16 protein-coding genes are annotated in these 17636 nt (G+C 71.5%); 7 read left to right on the forward strand and 9 right to left on the reverse strand.

Annotated elements, in window-relative coordinates; genetic code table 11:
- The first annotated feature begins 131 nt into the window (after positions 1–131).
- Positions 132–1115 (forward strand): hypothetical protein, encoded by a 984-nt coding sequence (locus E8M80_RS23590; protein ID WP_137128188.1) that lies wholly within the window; start codon positions 132–134, stop codon positions 1113–1115.
- Positions 1116–1447: 332 nt separating this feature from the next.
- On the opposite strand, the gene E8M80_RS23595 is transcribed toward E8M80_RS23590, so the two are convergent.
- The 5 genes from E8M80_RS23595 to E8M80_RS23615 all read right to left on the reverse strand — a co-directional run bounded on the left by E8M80_RS23595 (position 1448) and on the right by E8M80_RS23615 (position 6904).
- Complete coding sequence (locus tag E8M80_RS23595) at positions 1448–3061, reverse strand: GMC family oxidoreductase (RefSeq protein ID WP_137128189.1); 1614 nt, start codon at positions 3059–3061, stop codon at positions 1448–1450.
- A 63-nt stretch (positions 3062–3124) separates the two neighbouring features.
- The gene (locus E8M80_RS23600) at positions 3125–4105 is read right to left on the reverse strand and encodes an ABC transporter ATP-binding protein (RefSeq protein ID WP_137128190.1); all 981 of its coding nucleotides are present in this window, start codon (positions 4103–4105) and stop codon (positions 3125–3127) included.
- Positions 4102–5073: an ABC transporter ATP-binding protein gene (locus E8M80_RS23605; protein WP_137128191.1), complete on the reverse strand. Its 972-nt coding sequence runs from the start codon at positions 5071–5073 to the stop codon at positions 4102–4104. The genes E8M80_RS23600 and E8M80_RS23605 overlap by 4 nt, the downstream gene beginning before the upstream one ends.
- The gene (locus E8M80_RS23610) at positions 5070–5930 is read right to left on the reverse strand and encodes an ABC transporter permease (RefSeq protein WP_137128192.1); all 861 of its coding nucleotides are present in this window, start codon (positions 5928–5930) and stop codon (positions 5070–5072) included. The genes E8M80_RS23605 and E8M80_RS23610 overlap by 4 nt, the downstream gene beginning before the upstream one ends.
- On the reverse strand, positions 5927–6904 hold the full coding sequence (locus E8M80_RS23615) for an ABC transporter permease (RefSeq protein ID WP_137128193.1): 978 nt from the start codon (positions 6902–6904) through the stop codon (positions 5927–5929). The genes E8M80_RS23610 and E8M80_RS23615 overlap by 4 nt, the downstream gene beginning before the upstream one ends.
- Positions 6905–7103: 199 nt before the next feature.
- Here E8M80_RS23615 and E8M80_RS23620 point away from each other — a divergent pair, with 199 nt between their 5' ends.
- From E8M80_RS23620 to E8M80_RS23630, 3 genes are all read left to right on the forward strand, one after another.
- On the forward strand, positions 7104–8696 hold the full coding sequence (locus tag E8M80_RS23620; RefSeq protein ID WP_137128194.1) for an ABC transporter substrate-binding protein: 1593 nt from the start codon (positions 7104–7106) through the stop codon (positions 8694–8696).
- A gap of 5 nt (positions 8697–8701) precedes the next feature.
- Positions 8702–9409 (forward strand): creatininase family protein, encoded by a 708-nt coding sequence (locus tag E8M80_RS23625; protein ID WP_137128195.1) that lies wholly within the window; start codon positions 8702–8704, stop codon positions 9407–9409.
- 143 nt (positions 9410–9552) lie between these two features.
- Complete coding sequence (locus tag E8M80_RS23630) at positions 9553–10128, forward strand: DedA family protein (RefSeq protein ID WP_137128196.1); 576 nt, start codon at positions 9553–9555, stop codon at positions 10126–10128.
- A gap of 37 nt (positions 10129–10165) precedes the next feature.
- On the opposite strand, the gene E8M80_RS23635 is transcribed toward E8M80_RS23630, so the two are convergent.
- Both E8M80_RS23635 and E8M80_RS23640 read right to left on the reverse strand, forming a co-directional pair.
- Complete coding sequence (locus tag E8M80_RS23635) at positions 10166–12202, reverse strand: DUF4139 domain-containing protein (RefSeq protein ID WP_137128197.1); 2037 nt, start codon at positions 12200–12202, stop codon at positions 10166–10168.
- Between the two features lie 217 nt (positions 12203–12419).
- Positions 12420–13007, reverse strand: a complete 588-nt coding sequence (locus tag E8M80_RS23640; RefSeq protein ID WP_137128198.1) for a LysE family translocator — start codon at positions 13005–13007, stop codon at positions 12420–12422.
- A 96-nt stretch (positions 13008–13103) separates the two neighbouring features.
- On the opposite strand from E8M80_RS23640, the gene E8M80_RS23645 reads away from it, so the two are divergent.
- Both E8M80_RS23645 and E8M80_RS23650 read left to right on the forward strand, forming a co-directional pair.
- Positions 13104–13571 carry a RidA family protein gene (locus E8M80_RS23645; RefSeq protein WP_206035731.1) on the forward strand — a complete coding sequence of 156 codons (468 nt, stop codon included), beginning with the start codon at positions 13104–13106 and terminating at the stop codon, positions 13569–13571.
- Positions 13558–13965 (forward strand): hypothetical protein, encoded by a 408-nt coding sequence (locus E8M80_RS23650; RefSeq protein WP_137128200.1) that lies wholly within the window; start codon positions 13558–13560, stop codon positions 13963–13965. The genes E8M80_RS23645 and E8M80_RS23650 overlap by 14 nt, the downstream gene beginning before the upstream one ends.
- Positions 13966–14081: 116 nt before the next feature.
- Here E8M80_RS23650 and E8M80_RS26165 read toward each other — a convergent pair whose 3' ends face one another.
- Positions 14082–14303: a hypothetical protein gene (locus E8M80_RS26165; protein WP_170979605.1), complete on the reverse strand. Its 222-nt coding sequence runs from the start codon at positions 14301–14303 to the stop codon at positions 14082–14084.
- 146 nt (positions 14304–14449) lie between these two features.
- On the opposite strand from E8M80_RS26165, the gene E8M80_RS23655 reads away from it, so the two are divergent.
- Positions 14450–16009, forward strand: a complete 1560-nt coding sequence (locus E8M80_RS23655) for a winged helix-turn-helix domain-containing protein (protein WP_170979606.1) — start codon at positions 14450–14452, stop codon at positions 16007–16009.
- Positions 16010–16160: 151 nt separating this feature from the next.
- Here E8M80_RS23655 and E8M80_RS23660 read toward each other — a convergent pair whose 3' ends face one another.
- The gene (locus E8M80_RS23660) at positions 16161–17615 is read right to left on the reverse strand and encodes an amidohydrolase family protein (protein WP_137128202.1); all 1455 of its coding nucleotides are present in this window, start codon (positions 17613–17615) and stop codon (positions 16161–16163) included.
- Between the last annotated feature and the right edge of the window lie 21 nt (positions 17616–17636).

The following is a 17636-nucleotide window of genomic DNA, read 5'->3' on the forward strand; positions in this document are numbered from 1 at the left end:
ACCAACTCCACCATCTGCCGCCGGAACTCCGGCGGGTAGGGCACTCTGAATCTCGGCATCTCGAACACCTCCGTCTCAAGCCTCGGGGTGTCCACGAAACCGGGTCAACTTCAACTTCAGTCTTCGAGCGCATGGCAGGTGTCTTCTTCGAGCGCCAAGGCGCGGAGGTCGAGTTTCCCGCGACCTCGAACCATCCATCCGCTGATCTGCGTATCAACGGCGAATGGTTTCAGGCGAAGTGCACAACCTCGCTCGCGATCATCAGGCGCCATTTCGAACGCAACCCCGACGTCCCGGTGCTTGTGAACGAGGATATCGCTGGCCACTTCGCGACCGACCCGCGGGTCATGGGCATCCCCGGAGTAACCTCGGACGCAGTCCGAGCTTCTACCAACCAGGCGTTGTCGGACGCCGCCGAGATTCTTGATTTCGAGATCTGTCTATATGTGCCAGCGTCGACTGCGGCACGAGTCGCCTTCGCCTGGTTCAAGGGCGACACCGACCTGGTAGGTGCCGCCACCGAGGCGGGTATGGGCACGACGGGGCGAGCGCTAGGTGCCGGCATGGGAAAGGCGCTGGCGGCGAGCGCGGTTGTGGCGACAGGACTTACCGGCTGGCCGGCAATCATCCTTCCCCTCGCGGCCGCCGTCGGCGGCTCCATCGGAGGCCGGTCCGCGACGACCTGGCTAAAGCAGACCATCCTTGGCCGAGGCCCGACAGCCGCACTTCGTCAGAGCGTCGGCGCATACTGCGTTCGGGCCGTGACTAGGCTCGAGAACATCCTGAGTATCTCGGCTGACCAATTGGCACTCTGGAGAAAGCTCCAGGCCGGCGCATCGGCACAGTGGCACGGGATCATCGACAATTGGATCTCCCGACTCGAGGATCAACGAGATCGCCAAGCCCTAGCGCTGCGCCGCCTCAGAGCCGGTGCCCGGGATCCAGAGTCGCTCGAGAAGCATGGCGGACCGCTCCATAGCGCCTATCGGGCGGCTATACTTGCGGGAGGAGCCGGGGTCACGCCTCGCGAACTGTTCCATGAGACCCAGGACCTGACGATGGCCATCGAGGCCTATCAGAAAGCGATGCAGCGCCACTTCCTGCGAACGGTCTGAAGCCGGGTTGCCCGACTGTGCGCCGGTGCGTGTCCCCTACCGCCTCCGGGACCCCGACGTGTGCCGGCAGGGACGTGGGCCGCGCTCAGATCGAGACCATCACGTATTGGGATCGTCGGTTGCGCGTCCCCGATTTGAACCTGTGGCCGATCCCGCTTTCGCGGAAGACTGCCCTATGGTTCGCGCTCGACGTTTGTTCGATATAGATGGGTATGAGCCCCCGATCCCCCACCCTTCTTTGGCACCTGGTGCCCGTCCTGGAAGGTGGGGCGCCAAATGGCAAAGAAGGTTGAGGGGGGTCCGGGGGGAGAAGTTCCCTTCTCCCCCCGGCCTCACGCCGCGCGACGAATGATCTCCGCCGCCCGTTCGGCCAGCATCAGCACCGCCGGGTGGATGTTCGACGACGGCACCAGCGGAAACACCGAGGCATCGGCAACGCGCAGCCCCTGCACGCCGCGCACGCGAAGCTCCGGGTCCACCACGGCGCGGTCGTCCGCGCCCATGCGGTTGGTGCCGCAGGGATGGTACACGGTCGATCCGTTGCGCCGGATATAGTCCAGCATGTCGTCGTCCGACTGCGTGCCCGGCCCCGGAAATTCCTCGCGCTCGACCAGGCCGGCGAAGGGCTCGGTGGCGGCGATGCGCCGGCCGAGCCTGGCGGATTCCAGCATGATGTGGATGTCGGATTGCGCCGTGAGGTAGTTCGCGCGGATCACGGGTTTCGCATCGGCGCTTGGCGCGCGCAGCGTGAGCTCGCCCCGGCTTTCCGGCCGGCAGACGCAGAAATTGAAGGTGAAGCCCGGATGCTTCGCGAGCGCGCTGCCGCCGAAGGACTGGTCGCCGAGGCTGAAATTCACGTACTGGAACTGCACCTCCGGCTCTTCCGAGCCCGGCAGCACGCGCGCGAACAGGCTGGCTTCGGACGCGCCGACCGCCATCTGGTTCTTGCGCCGCAGCAGCCAGCCGAGGCCGAGCCCGGCGGCGCGGACCGGGTTCGCCATGACCTCGTTCAGCGTGCCGCAGGGCTTCGTGCGGAAGGCGAAGCGGACCATGAAGTGATCCTGCAGGTTGCGGCCCACCTCCGGCGCGTTCACCGCGACGGGGATGCCCATGGCCTGCAGCGCGGCACCGTCGCCGATGCCCGACAGCATCAGCAGCTTCGGGCTCTCGATGGCGCCGGCGCAGAGAATCACCTCCCGCCGCGCGCGATACGTCTCCTCCCCGTCAGGGCCGCGCACCACGACGCCGGTCGCGCGGCCGTCCTCGATCACGATCCGCTGGCCCACGCGGTCGGTGTGCACCACAAGGTTGGCGCGGCCGAGGGCGGGCTTCAGGTAGGCGGTCGCCGGGCTCCAGCGCCAGCCGCGATGGACGTTGAGCTGGTTCGGCGCCACACCTTCGAACCAGGCGGCGTTGTTGTCGGCGTTGCGCGCGAAGCCGAGCTTCTCGCAGGCCTCGACGAAGGCCTGGCAGCCGGGGGAGGGCTCGGGCACCTCACCCACCTGCACGGGGCCGTCCTTGCCGCGGAATTCGCTCTCCGGTCCGGCGAAGGTCTCGAGCTTGCGGAAGGCGGGCAGGCATTCGTCATAGGACCAGCCGCGCGCGCCGGATTGCGACCAGCGGTCGTAGTCGCGCGGGCTGCCGCGCAGGAAGACCAGACCGTTCACGCTGCCCGAGCCGCCGATGACCCGCCCGCGTGGCCAATAGACGCTGCGGCCGCCGAGTTCCGGCTCGGCTTCCGTCTGGTAGTTCCAGTCGAACTTCTTGGTCACGTACAGGCGCGCGAAACCCATCGGGATGTGGATCCAGGGGTTGCGGTCCCAGGGGCCGGCCTCGAGCAGGATGACCTTCGCGTTCGGGTCCTCCGACAGTCGCGCCGCCAGGACGCAGCCGGCGGAACCGCCACCCAGGATCACGTAGTCCGCCTCGCGCGCGCTGTCGGTCACGGTTGCATTCCCATCCCTCGTTGCGGGGCAGGATAGCGGAACGGCACGGCCTGACAGCCCCCCTCAGGCATGGTGGCAGGCGACCTCGATGCCGCCCGGCCGCGGCGCCAGGGCAGGGCGTTCGCGGCGGCAGAGTTCCGTCGCGCGTGGGCAGCGCGGGTGGAAGGCGCAGCCCGGGGGCGGGGAGAGCGGCGAGGGCAGCTCCCCCGCGATCGGCCGGAAGGTCACGGCGTTCGCGTCGAGCCTGAGCTTCGGCACGCTGTCGAGCAGCCCCTGCGTGTAGGGGTGGCGCGGCGCGCCGTAGACCTCCGCCGCTGGCCCGACCTCCACGATGCGGCCGAGATACATGATCGCGACCCGGTCCGAGACATGCCGCACCACGGACAGGTCGTGCGAGATGAACAGGCATGTCAGCCCGAGCGCCTGCCGCAGGTCGAGGAACAGGTTCAGGATCTGCGCCTGGATCGACACGTCGAGGGACGCGACCGGCTCGTCGCAGACCAGGATGTCCGGCTGCATGGCCAGCGCGCGCGCGATCGCGACCCGCTGGCGCTGCCCGCCCGAGAACTGGTGGGGAAAGCGCTGCGCGACGGCCGGGTCGAGGCCCACGCGCGCGAGCCAGTCGGCGACGAAGGCGGGCGCCGCGACGCGCGTGATGAGGCCATGCGCGATCGGCCCCTCGCTGATGGTCGCGCCGATCCGCCGGCGCGGGTTGAGCGATGCGAAGGGGTCCTGGAAGACGGTCTGGATGCGCGTGGTGGTCTTGCGCCCGCGCTCCATCACTGGCGCGCCGTCCAGCCGGATGCCGCCCGAGGTCGGCGGCAGGATGCCGGCCACCATGCGCCCGAGCGTCGATTTCCCGCAGCCGGATTCGCCCACCAGGCCCAGTGTTTCCCCTTGGCGGATGGCAAAGGAGACATCGGTCACGGCGCGCACCGGGCGGGTTTCCACCGGCGCGCCGAACAGGGCGGCGATGCGGTCGCCGATGGACAGCCGCGGGTCGAAGCGGCGCGTCAGGCCGGCGGCCTCCACCAGGTCGGTCATGCCGCCGCGTCCAGCGGATGGTGGCAGAGCGCGAGCCGGCCGGCGCGCTCGACCGCCGGCGGCGGCGTGGCGCAGATGTCGCTGGCACGCGCGCAGCGCGGCGCGAAGGGGCAGCCCGGCGGCAGCGCGAGCAGCGAGGGCGCCGCGCCCTGGATCTGGCGCAGCCTCTGGCCGGGTTCGGCCATGGCGGGCAGGCTGTCGAGCAGCCCGCGCGTGTAGGGATGCAGCGGCGCGCGCAGCACCTCGCCGACCGGCCCGCTTTCGACGATGCGTCCGGCATACATCACCAGCACGCGGTCCGCGAGGGAGGAGACGGTCGCGAGGTCGTGGCTGATCCAGACCAGCGCGGTGCCGCTTTCCTTCGCCAGCGTCTTCATCTCGGCCAGGATCTGCGCCTGGATCGAGACGTCGAGCGCCGTCGTCGGCTCGTCCGCCACGATCAGGTCCGGCCCGTTCAGCAGCGCCATGGCGATGGCGACGCGCTGGCGCATGCCGCCCGAGAATTCATGCGGGTAGTTGGACAGGCGGCTCGCGGCCTCGGGGATGCCGACGCGGGTCAGCATGGCGCCGGCGCGCTCGGCCGCCGCGCGGCCGGAGACGCGGCCATGCGCCTGCAGCGCGAGCGTCATCTGCGTGCCGATGGTCAGCACGGGGTTCAGCGTGGCCTGCGGGTCCTGGAAGACCATGGCGATGCGCTGTCCGCGCAGGGCGCGCATTTCCTCGGCCGGCAGGCCGACCAGTTCGCGCCCGTCGAAGCGGATGGAGCCGCCGGCGATGCGCCCCGGCGGATCGACCAGGCCGAGCAGGGAGAAGCCGGTCACGGTCTTGCCCGATCCACTTTCGCCGACCAGGCCCAGGATCTCTCCCGGGGCAAGGGAAAAGGAGACGCCGTCCACGGCCTTGGCGACGCCCGCGCGCGTGAAGAAATGCGTGCGCAGGTCGGTCACTTCGAGCAGCGGCGCGGTCATCGGCGCAACCGGGGGTTCGTCTGGTCGCGCAGCTGGTCGCCGACCAGGTTGATCGCGACGATCAGCACGATCAGCGCGATGCCGGGATAGACCGAGATCCAGGTCCGCCCGCTCATCATGTACTGGAAGCCGTTGGCGATCAGCATGCCGAGGGAGGGCTCGGTCGGCGGCAGGCCGAGGCCGAGGAAGGAGAGCGTGGCTTCGAGCGAGATCGCGTTCGCGACCTGCACCGTTGCCACCACGATCAGCGGCGGCAGCACGTTGGGCAGCACGTGGCGCAGCACGATGTGCAGCGTGGAGAGCGGCGTCGCCGCCGCGGCCTCGACATAGTCCTTGCGACGCTCGGCGCTGGCCGCGCCATAGGCGGTGCGCGCGAAATACGCGTATTGCGCGGCGACCAGCGCGATCACGAGCTGCGTCTTGCCCTGGCCCAGCACCGCGACCAGCACGAGCGCCAGCAGGATGGCGGGGAAGGACAGCTGCAGGTCCACCACGCGCATGATGGCGGTTTCGACCCAGCCGCCGGCCTGGGCGGCCACGATGCCGAGCAGCGCGCCGACGGTCAGCGCCACTGTGCCGGCGGCCAGCCCCATCTGCAGCGAGATGCGCAACCCGTACAGGATGGCCGAGAGCAGGTCGCGCCCCTGCGCGTCCGTCCCCAGCAGGTGCGCATAGCCGCTGGAGCCCACGAAGCCCGGCGGCCGGCGCGCGTCCATCAGGTCGAGATTGGCGAGGTCGTAGGGATCCTGCGGCGCGACCCAGGGCGCCAGCAGCGCCGCGCCCACGATCAGCACGACGACCGCGAGCGCGGCCAGCGCCACGCGGTTCTCGGCGTATTCGCGCCAGAAGGCCCTCATGCCGAGGCGCCGCCGCGCCGCAGCCGGGGGTCGAGCAGCGCGTAGGAGAGGTCGACCACCAGGTTGATGGTCACGAACAGGAAGGCCACCAGGACCAGGTAGGCGACCATCACCGGCCGGTCGAGCGTCGTGATGGAATCAATGATCAGCTTGCCGACCCCGGGCCAGGAGAAGATGGTCTCGGTCACAACGGCGAAGGCGAGGGTGGAGGCGAGTTCCAGCCCGAACACCGTGACGATCGGGATCGAGATCAGCCGCAGCACGTGCCGGCGCAGGATGGTCGCATCCGACAGCCCGGCGGCGCGGGCGAACTTCACCGTGTCGGTCAGCATCACCTCCCGCGTGCCGGCGCGCGACAGGCGGATCATCATCGCCAGCTTGAACAGGCTGAGGTTGAGCGCCGGCAGCGCGAGGAAGGACAGGCCCTCGAGCGTCAGGAAGGACCAGCCGATGCCCAGCACCTCGACCGTCGGGCCGCGGTTGCCGGCGGGCAGCCAGTCGAGGTTCACGGCGAAGGTCAGGATCAGGATCAGCCCGACCCAGAAGGTCGGCACCGAGAAGCCCAGCACCGAGACAGCCATGATCCCACGCGAGAGCGGGCTGTCCGGCCGGTAGCCGGCATAGATGCCGAGCGGCACGCCCGCGATGGTGCCGATCAGCACCGCCGCCAGCGCCAGTTCCAGCGTGGCCGGCAGGCGCGACAGGATCAGGTCGATGACCGGCATGCCGAAGACGAAGGACTGCCCGAAATCGCCCGACAGCAGCCGGCCGAGGAAGGCCACGTATTGTCGCCAGAGCGGCAGGTCGAGCCCGTAGCGGCGGATCGCGTCCTCCCGGATGTCCTGCGTCGCGTCCGGGGAGATCAGCACGTCGATCGGGTTGCCGATGGCGTAGACGCCGGCGAAGACCAGCGCCGACATCGCCAGCATGACGAGGACGGACTGCAGGAGCCGCTGGATGACGTAGCCGAGCATCCGCCCAGTGTGTTGGGCATGGACACGGGCCGCAAGCCGTCCCTGGAGCAATATCCGACCGGAGGGAATCATCCGGTCGGATATTGCTCCAGGTGTTTTTCGACCCGGAGCAGCGCCTGTCCGGTCGGCGGAACCGCGAGGCGGTTCCACTCGGCCGGACGCTGCTCTAGCATCCCCGCCGCAACAAGGGGGCCGAACGATGACCAGACTTGCCCGTTTCCGCATCGCGCTGCTCGCGGGCGCGGCGGCGATGATCCCGGCGCTCGCGCCGGCGCAGACGCTGACCATGGGCGTGCGCGCGGGGCCCGAGAGCATCGACCCGCACTTCACCGCCACCGGCACGCATTCCGAGGCGCTGAAGCACATCTTCGACACGCTGACGCATCTCGGCCCGCAGCTCGAGATCCAGCCCGGGATCGCGGAATCCTGGCGCGTGGTGAACCCGACCACCTGGGAATTCCGGCTGCGCCGCGGCGTCAAGTTCCACGACGGCTCGGACATGACGGCCGAGGACGTCGCGGCGTCGATCGTCAGGATGCAGACGCTCTCCGGCCCCAATCCGACGCGAATCTACGTCCGCCGGGTGCAGGAGGTGCGGATCATCGACCCGCACACGATCCACATCGTCACGGCCGGGCCGTCGCCGACGCTGCCGAACGACTTCATCCGCCTGTTCGTCACCTCGGCCCGCGCGACCGCCGGCCTGACGCCCGAGAATTCCAACGAGGCGTTCAATTCCGGCCGCGCCGCGATCGGCACCGGCCCCTACCGCTTCGTCTCCTGGACGCCGCGGGAACACATCACGATGGACCGCTTCGACGGCCACTGGTCCGGCCGCCCGGCCTGGGCGCGCACCGTGCGCCGCGAAGTGCCGAACGATGCCGCGCGCGTGGCGCAGCTGCGCACCGGGCAGCTCGACATGATCGTGCGCGTGCCGGCCGCCGACGTCGCGACGCTCGAGCGCGACCGCAACCTGCAGGTGGTCAAGGCGAGCACGGTCTATGTCTTCAACTTTTCCTTCGATTTCCGCGAGCAGACGCCGCAGGTGACGGCGCGGGACGGCTCGCGCCTCGCCGCGAACCCCTATCGCGACCCGCGCGTGCGGGAGGCGATCGACCTCGCGCTCGACCGGCGCGTGCTGGCCGAGATTGCGATGGAGGGCATGGGCACGCCGCAGGGCCAGATGGTCACGCCGAACATCTTCGGCTGGAACCCGAATCTGCCCATCACGACGCCGAACCTGCCGCGCGCGCGCCAGCTTCTGGCCGAGGCCGGCTTCCCGAACGGCTTCCGCATGGTGCTGAACTTCACGCAGGACCGCCTGCCGGGCGACCGCGGCGTCGGCACCGCCATGGCGCAGATGCTGGCGCGCATCGGCATCGAGGTGCAGGCGGCGGGCCAGCCGGCGGCGGTGATCTTCCCGGCGCGCTCGCGCGGCGAACTCTCCAACATCATGGCTGGCTGGGGCACGCTGACGGGGGAGGCGAGCTACTACTATTCCTCGAACGCGCATACCAACGACCGCGAGCGTCGGCTCGGCGCCTTCAACTGGCACGGCTACTCGAACCCCGAGATGGACCGCCTGATCCAGGCCGCCGAGTTCGAGCTCGACGAGGCGAAGCGGCGCGACCTGCTGATGCAGACGGCCGCGCTGTTCAACCGCGAACGCGTGGCGCTGCCGCTGGCCTCGGTGGGCTCGGCCTGGGCGCTGCGCCGCGACCGCGCCAGCATGCAGGCCGGCCGCGCGGACGAGGAAACCTACGCCTGGGACGTGACGCCGGCGGCGCGCTGAGCGCCGTGCGCGTCGCTGAGAGCAACTGGTCCGACATCGAGGCGTATCTTCGTCGCGACGATCGCTGCGTGCTGCCCTTCGGCAGCACGGAGCAGCATGCGGGCCTTTCGCTCTCGGTCGACGCGATCCTGGCCGAGCGGGTGGCGGTGGAAGCCGCCGAGCCGCTCGGCGTGCCGGTCTACCCGGCCATGCCCTTCGGGCTCGCGCCCTATTTCGCGGCCTTCCCGGGCAGCGTCAGCCTTCGCGTCGAGACGCTGCTGGCCGTGGCGCGGGACGTCGTCGCCTCGGTGGCGCGGTCGGGCTTCCGGCGGATCCTGATCGTCAACGGCCATGGCGGGAATGCGCCGGTCGGCGCGCTGGCGCATGACCTGATGGCGGAGGACCCGCGGCTCTCGATCAGGTTCCACAACTGGTACAACGCGCCCCGGACCTGGGCCGCGGCAATGGCGGTCGACCCGTCCGGCAGCCACGGCAACTGGATGGAGAACTTCCCCTGGACGCGCCTGCCGCACGCTCCCGCGCCCGCGGGCCGCAAGCCGCCGGTGGACGGCACGCTGCTGAAGGCGAGCGCACCCGCGCAGGTGCGAGAGATCCTCGGCGACGGCAGCTATGGCGGCCCCTGGCAGATGCCGGACGAGGCGATGGCGCGCATCTGGGCCGAAGGCGTTGCCGAGACGCGGGCCGCGCTGGAAGGGCCATGGCCGGCACGGTGAGGCCCGGCCGGGCCTGCCTTGCCCCTGCGGACGCGCCGGGCCCTGGGCGGCGCGGCGGTTGAAGGCCCGCCCGTCACCTTTCCATTTCCCCGGACGGCCCGGACCGGGCAGTGTGATGCCTGGGACGCGGGGGCACGAGGGGCTTGGCTGAAATCTGGGCGGAATGGGGCGCGCTTGCCTATGTGGGTGCGGCCCTCTGGGCTTTCTTCGAAGGGGAGACCTTCGTCCTGGCCGCCGCCGCGATCGGCGCGACGGTCGGCCTCGTTGATCCCTGGATCTTGATGCTCTCGGTCTGGCTCGGGTCCTACCTCGGCGACCAGACCTGGTTCTACCTCGGGCGTCGCTACGGGCCGCAGGTGCTGCGCCGCTTCCCGAAGTCCCGCCCGCGGGTCGAGAAGGCGCACGCGCTGCTCGAGCGCTACGGCACGCTGTTCATCCTGTCGTTCCGCTTCCTCTATGGCATCCGCAACGTCGCCTCGGTGGTCTGCGGGCTGGCCGGCTACAACTGGGCGCGCTTCGCGGTGCTGAACTTCATCGCGGCCGGCGTCTGGGCCGGGTCCTTCGTGGCGGCCGGCTGGTTCCTCGGCGCCTGGCTCGGCGTCGAGCGGCTGTTCTGGACGATCTGCGGCATCGCCGCCTTCGCGCTGACGGGCTTCGTCGCGCGACATTTCTGGCTGCGGTCGCGCGCGCGGCGGGCGCGGGGTGCCACGGCCGGCTGACCGCCCACCGGGCGGCGCCGGCCCTGGCCCGGCCGCCCTACGAGCCCCGCTGCAGCAGCGCCACCACCGCGCGCTGCCACGCTTCCCAGGCCTGGTCGGCCGCCGCGCCGGCCTGTTCCGCCTCGCGGCTCGCGGCGTTCAGTCGCCGGCGGGCCTCCTGCAATTCCGACCCGGTGCGGTCCTCGGCCGCCTGGCGGGCGCGGTCGAGCGCGTTTTCGGCCGTCCGCCAGGTGCGCTGGCGCAGCCGCGCCGCGTCGAGCAGCGTGCGCAACTCGCCCATCGCCTCGACCACCGCCGCGAGGTCGGCGCGCCCCGGCACATCGGCCGGCGCCCGCGCCAGGATGTCGCGGAGGCGCTCCAGCGTGCCGGGCCCGCCCGGCAGGCGGCGGAGGTTCTGCTCGGCGTCGAATTCGCGCCAGCGCAGCAGGATGGGCTCCCCGAGGCCCGCGTCCCACAGCGGAATCTCCTGGCGCATCGTGCGCTCGAAGGGCAGGCGGATGGTCTGCGCCGTGCCGTCGAGCGTCACCTCGTGGCGCAGGCCGAAATCGCCCTCGGACACGACCTCGAATTTCGGCGTGGCACCGCTGCGTCGCGGCAGGTCGATCACGAGCATCCCGCGCGCGCCGCGCGGCTCGACCGCGAGCGCCGTCTCCTCCGTGCGCAGCACCTCGAGCGTGACGTAGCCGCGCCGCTGGCCGATGCCCGCGATTCGGTCCGTGCTGCTGGAGGCGCTGGTGTACTGCACGTCCCGGTCGCGGGCGAAGGCGAGGATGCGGCCGTCGCCGGCCGGCATGGCGCGCATCTCGGCATCGCCCAGGAAGACGCCCGCCTCGGCACCCTCCCCGCCATAGACGGTGGCGAGGCCGTCCGGCAGCGTATGCGCCGAGGCGTTGCGGATCCGCGCGGCCTGCAGCGGATGGCGGGCGGCGAGGTCCTGGATCCACCAGATGCGCTCGGCCGGCAGCCGGACATCGAGGAAGGGCACGTTCGCCGTCTCGCCGCTGCGGATGGTCACGGGCTCTGCCAGCACGAAGGCGACGCGCCCGGCGGAAGCCTCGGCCTGCGCCGCGGCGGCCGGCGCGGCGGCGCCGGCGATGCCGCCCACCAGCCGGTCGCGCGTGGCGCCGACGCCGCGCGCCATCTGCGGCGCGGCCGACATCTCGGCCGCCGGGGCGGGCATGGGTGCCATCACCGGCGCGGGCGGCGGCGGCGGGCGCCCGCCGGTGTCGGGGCGCACATGCACCGCGCCGGCGATCCGCACCGGCAGTTCCGGCCGGGCCACCGTGATCGGGTCGTAGATCCGCTGCCGGAAGGCCGCGGCTTCGCCCGAGACGAGCGCGAGTCGCACGCGGTCCCAGTCGCTGCCCGACGCGTTCTCGACCACCGCCCAGCCTTGCAGCCGCGCCTGCGCGGTGCCGCCCGCGGCGCCCATCGGCGGCACCAGCAGCCGGTAGGACGGCTTCCACAGCGGCGCGCCGGCGACGTAGAGCACCGCCACCTGGCGCGCGCGGTCGGCGCGCAGCCGGATCTCGATGCGGCGCTCGTCCTCGCTGCGCGCGGCGGCCAGCGCCTCGGCGGCGCGGGCGACGCGGGCGGCGAGACCCTCGTCGACCAGCTTCACCTCGTCGCCTTCCCGCAGCAGCACGGTGATGAGGCCGCGTTCGGTCACGAGCGAGAGGCGCAGGCCCGTGGCCGCCTCGGCGGCATCGGCGATGCGCCCGCGTGTGCCGCCCGCCTCGGCCTCCTGGCCGCGCAGCGCGCCGAGCAGCCTGACGCGGCTGTCGAAATCCTCGGGGCGGAGCGGCAGGCCGCGGAAGGCTTCGCCCGCCAGGTCGCGCGCCGGCAGCCGCAGGCCGACGACCGTGCCGGCCGTGTCCACCACGATCAGGCTGCGCAGCAGGTCGTCCACGTCGTCGATCGGCGCGCGGAAGACGACGTTGCCCTCGGGCTCGACCTCGCCCGCGCGTTCGATCTGCGCGAGGCCGGCGGAGGAGAGCGTCACGCTGCGCACCGGCAATTCGGTCGCGAGCGCGGTCGAGGCCATCAGCAGGAAGGCGAGGCTCAGGCGGCGCATGGCGGTCTCCTCCAGGATCGGGGGCGGGAGGGTAGGAAGCCGGGGACCCGGGGTCCAGCGCGCCGGGTCACGCGGCGTGAAGCGCTTGGCAGCGCGCCGGCCGGGCCGCCATGCCACGCCGACGGAGTTCCGAAATGCCGCCCGAAGGGCCTGGGCCGCGATGCGGCCCGCCGGCAGTCCGGCGAAAGCCAAGGAACCCGGAGGGCTCCGCCCGGCATCAGAGGAAGGCGGGCAGCAGGGAGGCGACCATCAGCACCGCCATCGCGAGGTTGAAGGCGCGCAGCCGCGACGGCGTGCCGAGCAGTCGCCGTGCGCCTGCGCCGAGCCCCGCCCAGAGCGCCGTGCAGGGCAGGCAGACCGCGGCGAAGGTGGCGCTGATCAGCAGCGTCTCGGCCAGCGTGTCGCCCTCGGGCGTCGTGAAGGCCGGGATGGCGGCCAGCGCGATCATCCAGGCCTTCGGATTGACCCACTGGAACAGCGCCGCGCCCAGGAAGCCGAGCGGCGGCCGCGCCGGCCCCTCGCCGGGCGCGCCGGCACGGGCGATCCTCCAGGCGATGACCAGCAGCCAGGCGCCGCCCACCCATTTCAGCGCCGCGTGCAGCGCCGGCCAGGCGGCGAAGGGGGCGGCGAGGCCAAGGCCCACGATCAGCAGCATGGCCGCGAAGCCGAGCGTGATGCCGAGCATGTGTGGCAGCGTCGCGCGCACGCCGTGATTGGCCGCCGCCGCGGTGACCATCAGCGTGTTCGGCCCCGGCGTGACCGAGGCGGCGATGGCGAAGCCGAGCAGGGGCAGCAGGGTGTCCATGCGGCGATATTAGGTCAGAATGACTGACATGGCAGCGTGCTCTTGCCGGGACGGCGCTGCGCGTGTCGCATGGCGGCGCCATCGCAGGAGGACGCCATGCCCGACCAGACCCCCGAACAGCGCCTGGCGGCGCTTGGCCTGACGCTGCCGCCGGTGCCGAAGCCGCTCGGCACCTATGTGCCCTACCGGGTGGAGGGGGGCTTCCTCTACACCTCCGGCCAGGGGCCGCGGCGGGCGGATGGCGCCAAGGTGCGCGGCAAGGTGCCGTCCGAGATGAGCGTGGAGGAGGCCTATGCCGAGGCGCGCGCGGTCGGCCTCGGCCTGCTGGCGGCGGCGGCGGAGGGCGCGGGCGGGCTCGCGCGGCTCAAGGCCGTGAAGGTGCTCGGCATGGTCAATGCCGACCCGGATTTCGAGGACCATCCGAAGGTCATCAACGGCTGTTCCGACCTGTTCGTGGCGGTGCTGGGCGAGAACGGGCGGCATGCACGCTCGGCGGTCGGGTTCGCGAGCCTGCCGAACCGCATTCCGGTCGAGATCGAGGCGATCTTCCGTGTCCTCGACTGATGACGCCGATCCCGCGCTGCAGCCCGAAGCGGTCGCGGCGGCGATGGCGGTGCTCGACGCGCACATCGCGGCGCTGAACGCGCGCGACGCCGAAGCGATCACGGCGACGCTGCATTTTCCGCATTATCGCCTCTCGCCCACGGGGATGAAGGTGTGGGACGCGCCGGCGACCTACCTTTCGGACTTCCTGGCCCGCGCTGGCGCTGGCTGGGCCGCGAGCGCGTGGGAGTTCCGCCGCCCGGTCGCGGCGACCGCCTCCAAGGTGCATCTCGACGTGCAGTTCGCGCGGCGCGACGCGGCGGGCGCGGTGACCGGGCGCTATCGCTCGCTCTGGGTGGTCACGCAGGCGGCGGGGCGCTGGGCGGTCGCGCTCCGGTCGACCTTCGCGCCATGACGCGCCGGCCGGGTTCCGGAAGGCCTTGAAGGGGGGGGGGAGAAGGGAACTTCTCCCCCCGGACCCCCCACAACCTTCTTTGGCATTTGGGGCTGGCGCCCCGCCGATGCGGCGGGTCAGCGCGAGAGCAGCCCACCCACCCCCCAGATGCGGTCGTCGTATGACGGGCCGGGGGGGAGCCCTTGGTCGCGGGCCATATGCGGGCTCAGGCAGGCCGGCAGGTCGACCTCCGCCCTGCGCTGCCGCAGCGTCGCCAGCCAGCCCGCGATCCGCCCGCGCCAGTCGCGGCACGCCGGTGCCGCAGGGACCAGGATCGGGGAGAAGTCCGTCGCGCTCATCGTCGCCTCCGTTGTCCGCGACCCGGCACCGCGCCGGGCGTGGCCGAACCATCGCCCGCACCGCCGCCGCGCGTCCTGAGCGGCGCCTGACCTTCCGCCGATGCTTTGTGTATGATCCCCCGAGTTCTGAACGGATGGCGGGACGCATGGCGGAGAAGGCCGAGGAGGAGGTGCTGCACTTCGCCGGCGTCACGCTCGACCTCGGCCGCGGCAGCCTGCGCAACGCGGCCGGCGCCGAGGTGCCGCTGGCGCCCAAGCCCTTCGACCTGCTGCGCACCCTGGCGCGCGAGGCCGGGCGGACAGTCTCCAAGGACGCGTTGCTCGATGCGGTGTGGCCCGGCGTGACCGTCACCGAGGACAGCCTGTTCCAGGCGGTGCGGGATGCACGGCGGGCCATCGGCGACGAGGACGGGCGCGTGCTGCGATCGATCCCGCGCCGCGGCTACATGCTCGATGCCGTGGTCAATGCGGCGCCGGCCGCGCCGCCGGTCGCCGAGCCGCTCACCCCGCCGGAGGACCGCCCGTCCCTTGTCGTGCTGCCGTTTGCCAACATGTCGGGCGACCCCGAGCAGGACTACTTCGCCGACGGCATGGTGGAGGAGATCACCTCGGCGCTGGGACGCATCCGCTGGTTCTTCGTGATCGCGCGCAACTCCGCCTTCACCTACAAGGGCCGTGCGATGGATGTGCGCCAGGTGGGGCGCGAGCTTGGCGTGCGCTACGTGCTGGAAGGCAGCGTGCGCAAGGCCGGGGGGCGCGTGCGCATCGCCTGCCAGCTCGCCGAGGCCGAGACCGGGCGGCAGCTCTGGTCGGAGCGGTTCGACGCGGCGCTCGACGACATCTTCGAACTGCAGGACCGGGTGACGGAAGCGGTGGCCGGCGCGCTGGAGCCGAGCCTGCGGGCGGCGGAGATCCGCCGCGCCACAGCCAAGCCGACCGGCAGCCTCGCGGCCTATGACCTCTATCTGCGGGCGCTGCCGCACCATTACGACGGGCCGGGGAAGAGGGAGAACGACGCGGCACTCGACCTGCTTCGTCGCGCCGTCGAGGCCGATCCTGACTTCGCGCTCGCCAAGGGAATGGCCGCCATATGCTATGCCGCGCGCGCGTCGCGTCAGTGGTCAGAGCCGGGCGATGCCGCGCGAGGGGTCGCGCTGGCGCGCGAGGCGCTGGCCGGCGCGGGCGATGATCCTGCGACGCTGCTGCGCGCCGGCCATGCCATCGCCCATCTGGGTCGCGACTACGAGGCCGGGCTTGCAGCGACCGCGCGCGCGCTGGCGCTCAATCCGAACTCTGCGCAGGCTGCGAACAGTGCCGGCTGGGTACGCAACTACGTCGCCGATGCGGCCGGCGCGATCCCGCTCTTCCGCCGCGCCGCGCGGCTCAGCCCGCGCGACCCGGAGATCGGGCTCATGCGTGCGGGCGAGGCGTTCGGCCATCTGATGCTGGGCGACCTGCCGGCGGCGCTGCGCTGCGCCGAAGACAGTTTGCGCGAAGGCCAGATGCCTCTCGCCGGCACAGCCCGCCGAGCGCTGATCGTGGCACTCTGGCGTCTCGGCCGCGAGACGGAGGCGCGCGAGGCGGTGCAGGCGTATCTGCGCGCCGAGCCGAATACACGGGTCGGCCGCATGCACGACGTCTGGCGCGACCGCGGCTTCCGCGACGCCTACTGGGGGGATCTGCGCGCGGCCGGCGTGCCGGAGTGAAGGCCAGCCCCGCGCGACTGCCGGTGGGGGTGGCGAACCGACCGAACCGAAGCCCGGTCGAGCCCGCGGCGATCCCGCAAATCATCCGACGCCAGGGGTCCGGGGAGGCGCTGCCTCCCCGGCGGGGGGCGGGGGCGGCGCCCCCGGTCCTTCACACCCGATTGCGCGTCACCAGCCGCCCCGGCTTCTCCCCCGTCGCGCCCTTGCCGGTCACGTAGGTCGGCACCCCGTTGGCCCAGACTTCCTCGATGCCGGCGCTGACCTGCTTCGGGTCCTCGAAGGTCGCGCGGTCGATCACCGTGTCCGCGTCGAACAGCACCAGGTCGGCATAGGCGCCTTCGCGGATCTCGCCGCGGTCCACCATGCCGAACAGGTTCGCGGTGCGGCCGGTCATCTTGTGGATGGCGGTCTCCAGGCTGAACAGGCGCAGCTCGCGCGCATACAACCCCAGCACGCGCGGGAAGGTGCCCCACAGCCGCGGATGCGGATGCGCGTCGTGGGGGATGCCGTCGGACCCGATGACGGAGGACGGGTGCGCCATGATGCGGCGCACATCCTCCTCGTCCATCTGCCAGGTGACCTGGCCGGCGGGCAGCAGGCGCTGGGCGGCGGCGCGGATGTCAGTGTTCCAGCCGCGCGCGATGTCGGACAGGTACTTCCCCGCCATCTCGGGATGCGGGATCGACCAGGTGATCATCACCTTCACGTCGTCGCGCAGCCTGTCGGGCATCAGCACGGTCGATCCCGCCGGGTAGGGATACATGTCGAAGAACATGTCCTGCGTCTGGTTGATCGCGTCGATCAGCGGCAGGGTCTGGGTCGATCGTCCGTAGTTCTCGGGCATCGAGCACTTGTGGTGGCTGACCCAGACCGGCACGCCCACGCGCTTGCCGATCTTGGCCGTCTCCTCGATGGACGCCAGCACGCGGTCGGCCTCGTCGCGCATGTGCGTCACGTAGATGCCGCCGAAGGCGCGCAGCGGCTCGGCCACCGCGATCACCTCCTCCGTCGTCGCGTGCATGTTGGGCGGGTAGTACAGGCCGGTGGAGAAGCCCGAGGCACCCTCGGCCAGCGAGTTCTTCACCCGCAGGCGCATGTGCTCGATCTCGGAATCGCGGGCCGGGCGCATGACGTCGCCATCCATCGCCTCCACGCGCATGGTCTGGTGGCCGACGAGCGCGAAGGTGTTCACCTCGGAGCCGCGCTTCTTCAATTCGTGCGCGTAGTCGCCGAAGCTGTCGAAGCGCCACCAGCCATCCGCCCCGATCAGGTCGAGCGGCGGCGGCGGGCGCTTCGAGAACCGCGCGGGGGAAAGGCTGACGCCACAATTGCCGACCACCACGGTCGTGACACCCTGGCTGATCTTGCAAGTCATGCACTCCGGCCCGCACATCACCGCGCGGTCGTCATGCGTGTGGGCGTCGATGAAGCCCGGCGCCAGCGCGCGTCCATTGGCCATCACCTCGCGATCCGCGCTGGCGCCGCCGAGGTCGCCCACCGCGACGATGCGGTCGCCGCTGACGCCGACATCGCCACGACGGCGCGGCCCGCCCGTGCCATCGAAGATCGTCGCATCGCGGATGATGAGGTCGCAGCGCAGCGCCATGGTCACTTGTCCCGATCAAGG

It is taken from the genome of Roseomonas sp. HF4 (genome assembly GCF_005222755.1).
Lineage (GTDB): Bacteria > Pseudomonadota > Alphaproteobacteria > Acetobacterales > Acetobacteraceae > Neoroseomonas.

What these genes read in the sequence shown, in the direction of transcription:
- E8M80_RS23655 (WP_170979606.1), top strand. Translation starts at nt 14,450, where the DNA reads ATGGCGGAGAAGGCCGAGGAGGAGGTGCTGCACTTCGCCGGCGTCACG.
- E8M80_RS23605 (WP_137128191.1), bottom strand. Translation starts at nt 5,073, where the DNA reads ATGACCGCGCCGCTGCTCGAAGTGACCGACCTGCGCACGCATTTCTTC.
- E8M80_RS23635 (WP_137128197.1), bottom strand. Translation starts at nt 12,202, where the DNA reads ATGCGCCGCCTGAGCCTCGCCTTCCTGCTGATGGCCTCGACCGCGCTC.
- E8M80_RS23590 (WP_137128188.1), top strand. Translation starts at nt 132, where the DNA reads ATGGCAGGTGTCTTCTTCGAGCGCCAAGGCGCGGAGGTCGAGTTTCCC.
- E8M80_RS26165 (WP_170979605.1), bottom strand. Translation starts at nt 14,303, where the DNA reads ATGAGCGCGACGGACTTCTCCCCGATCCTGGTCCCTGCGGCACCGGCG.
- E8M80_RS23645 (WP_206035731.1), top strand. Translation starts at nt 13,104, where the DNA reads ATGCCCGACCAGACCCCCGAACAGCGCCTGGCGGCGCTTGGCCTGACG.
- E8M80_RS23600 (WP_137128190.1), bottom strand. Translation starts at nt 4,105, where the DNA reads ATGACCGACCTGGTGGAGGCCGCCGGCCTGACGCGCCGCTTCGACCCG.
- E8M80_RS23610 (WP_137128192.1), bottom strand. Translation starts at nt 5,930, where the DNA reads ATGAGGGCCTTCTGGCGCGAATACGCCGAGAACCGCGTGGCGCTGGCC.
- E8M80_RS23640 (WP_137128198.1), bottom strand. Translation starts at nt 13,007, where the DNA reads ATGGACACCCTGCTGCCCCTGCTCGGCTTCGCCATCGCCGCCTCGGTC.
- E8M80_RS23660 (WP_137128202.1), bottom strand. Translation starts at nt 17,615, where the DNA reads ATGGCGCTGCGCTGCGACCTCATCATCCGCGATGCGACGATCTTCGAT.
- E8M80_RS23620 (WP_137128194.1), top strand. Translation starts at nt 7,104, where the DNA reads ATGACCAGACTTGCCCGTTTCCGCATCGCGCTGCTCGCGGGCGCGGCG.
- E8M80_RS23615 (WP_137128193.1), bottom strand. Translation starts at nt 6,904, where the DNA reads ATGCTCGGCTACGTCATCCAGCGGCTCCTGCAGTCCGTCCTCGTCATG.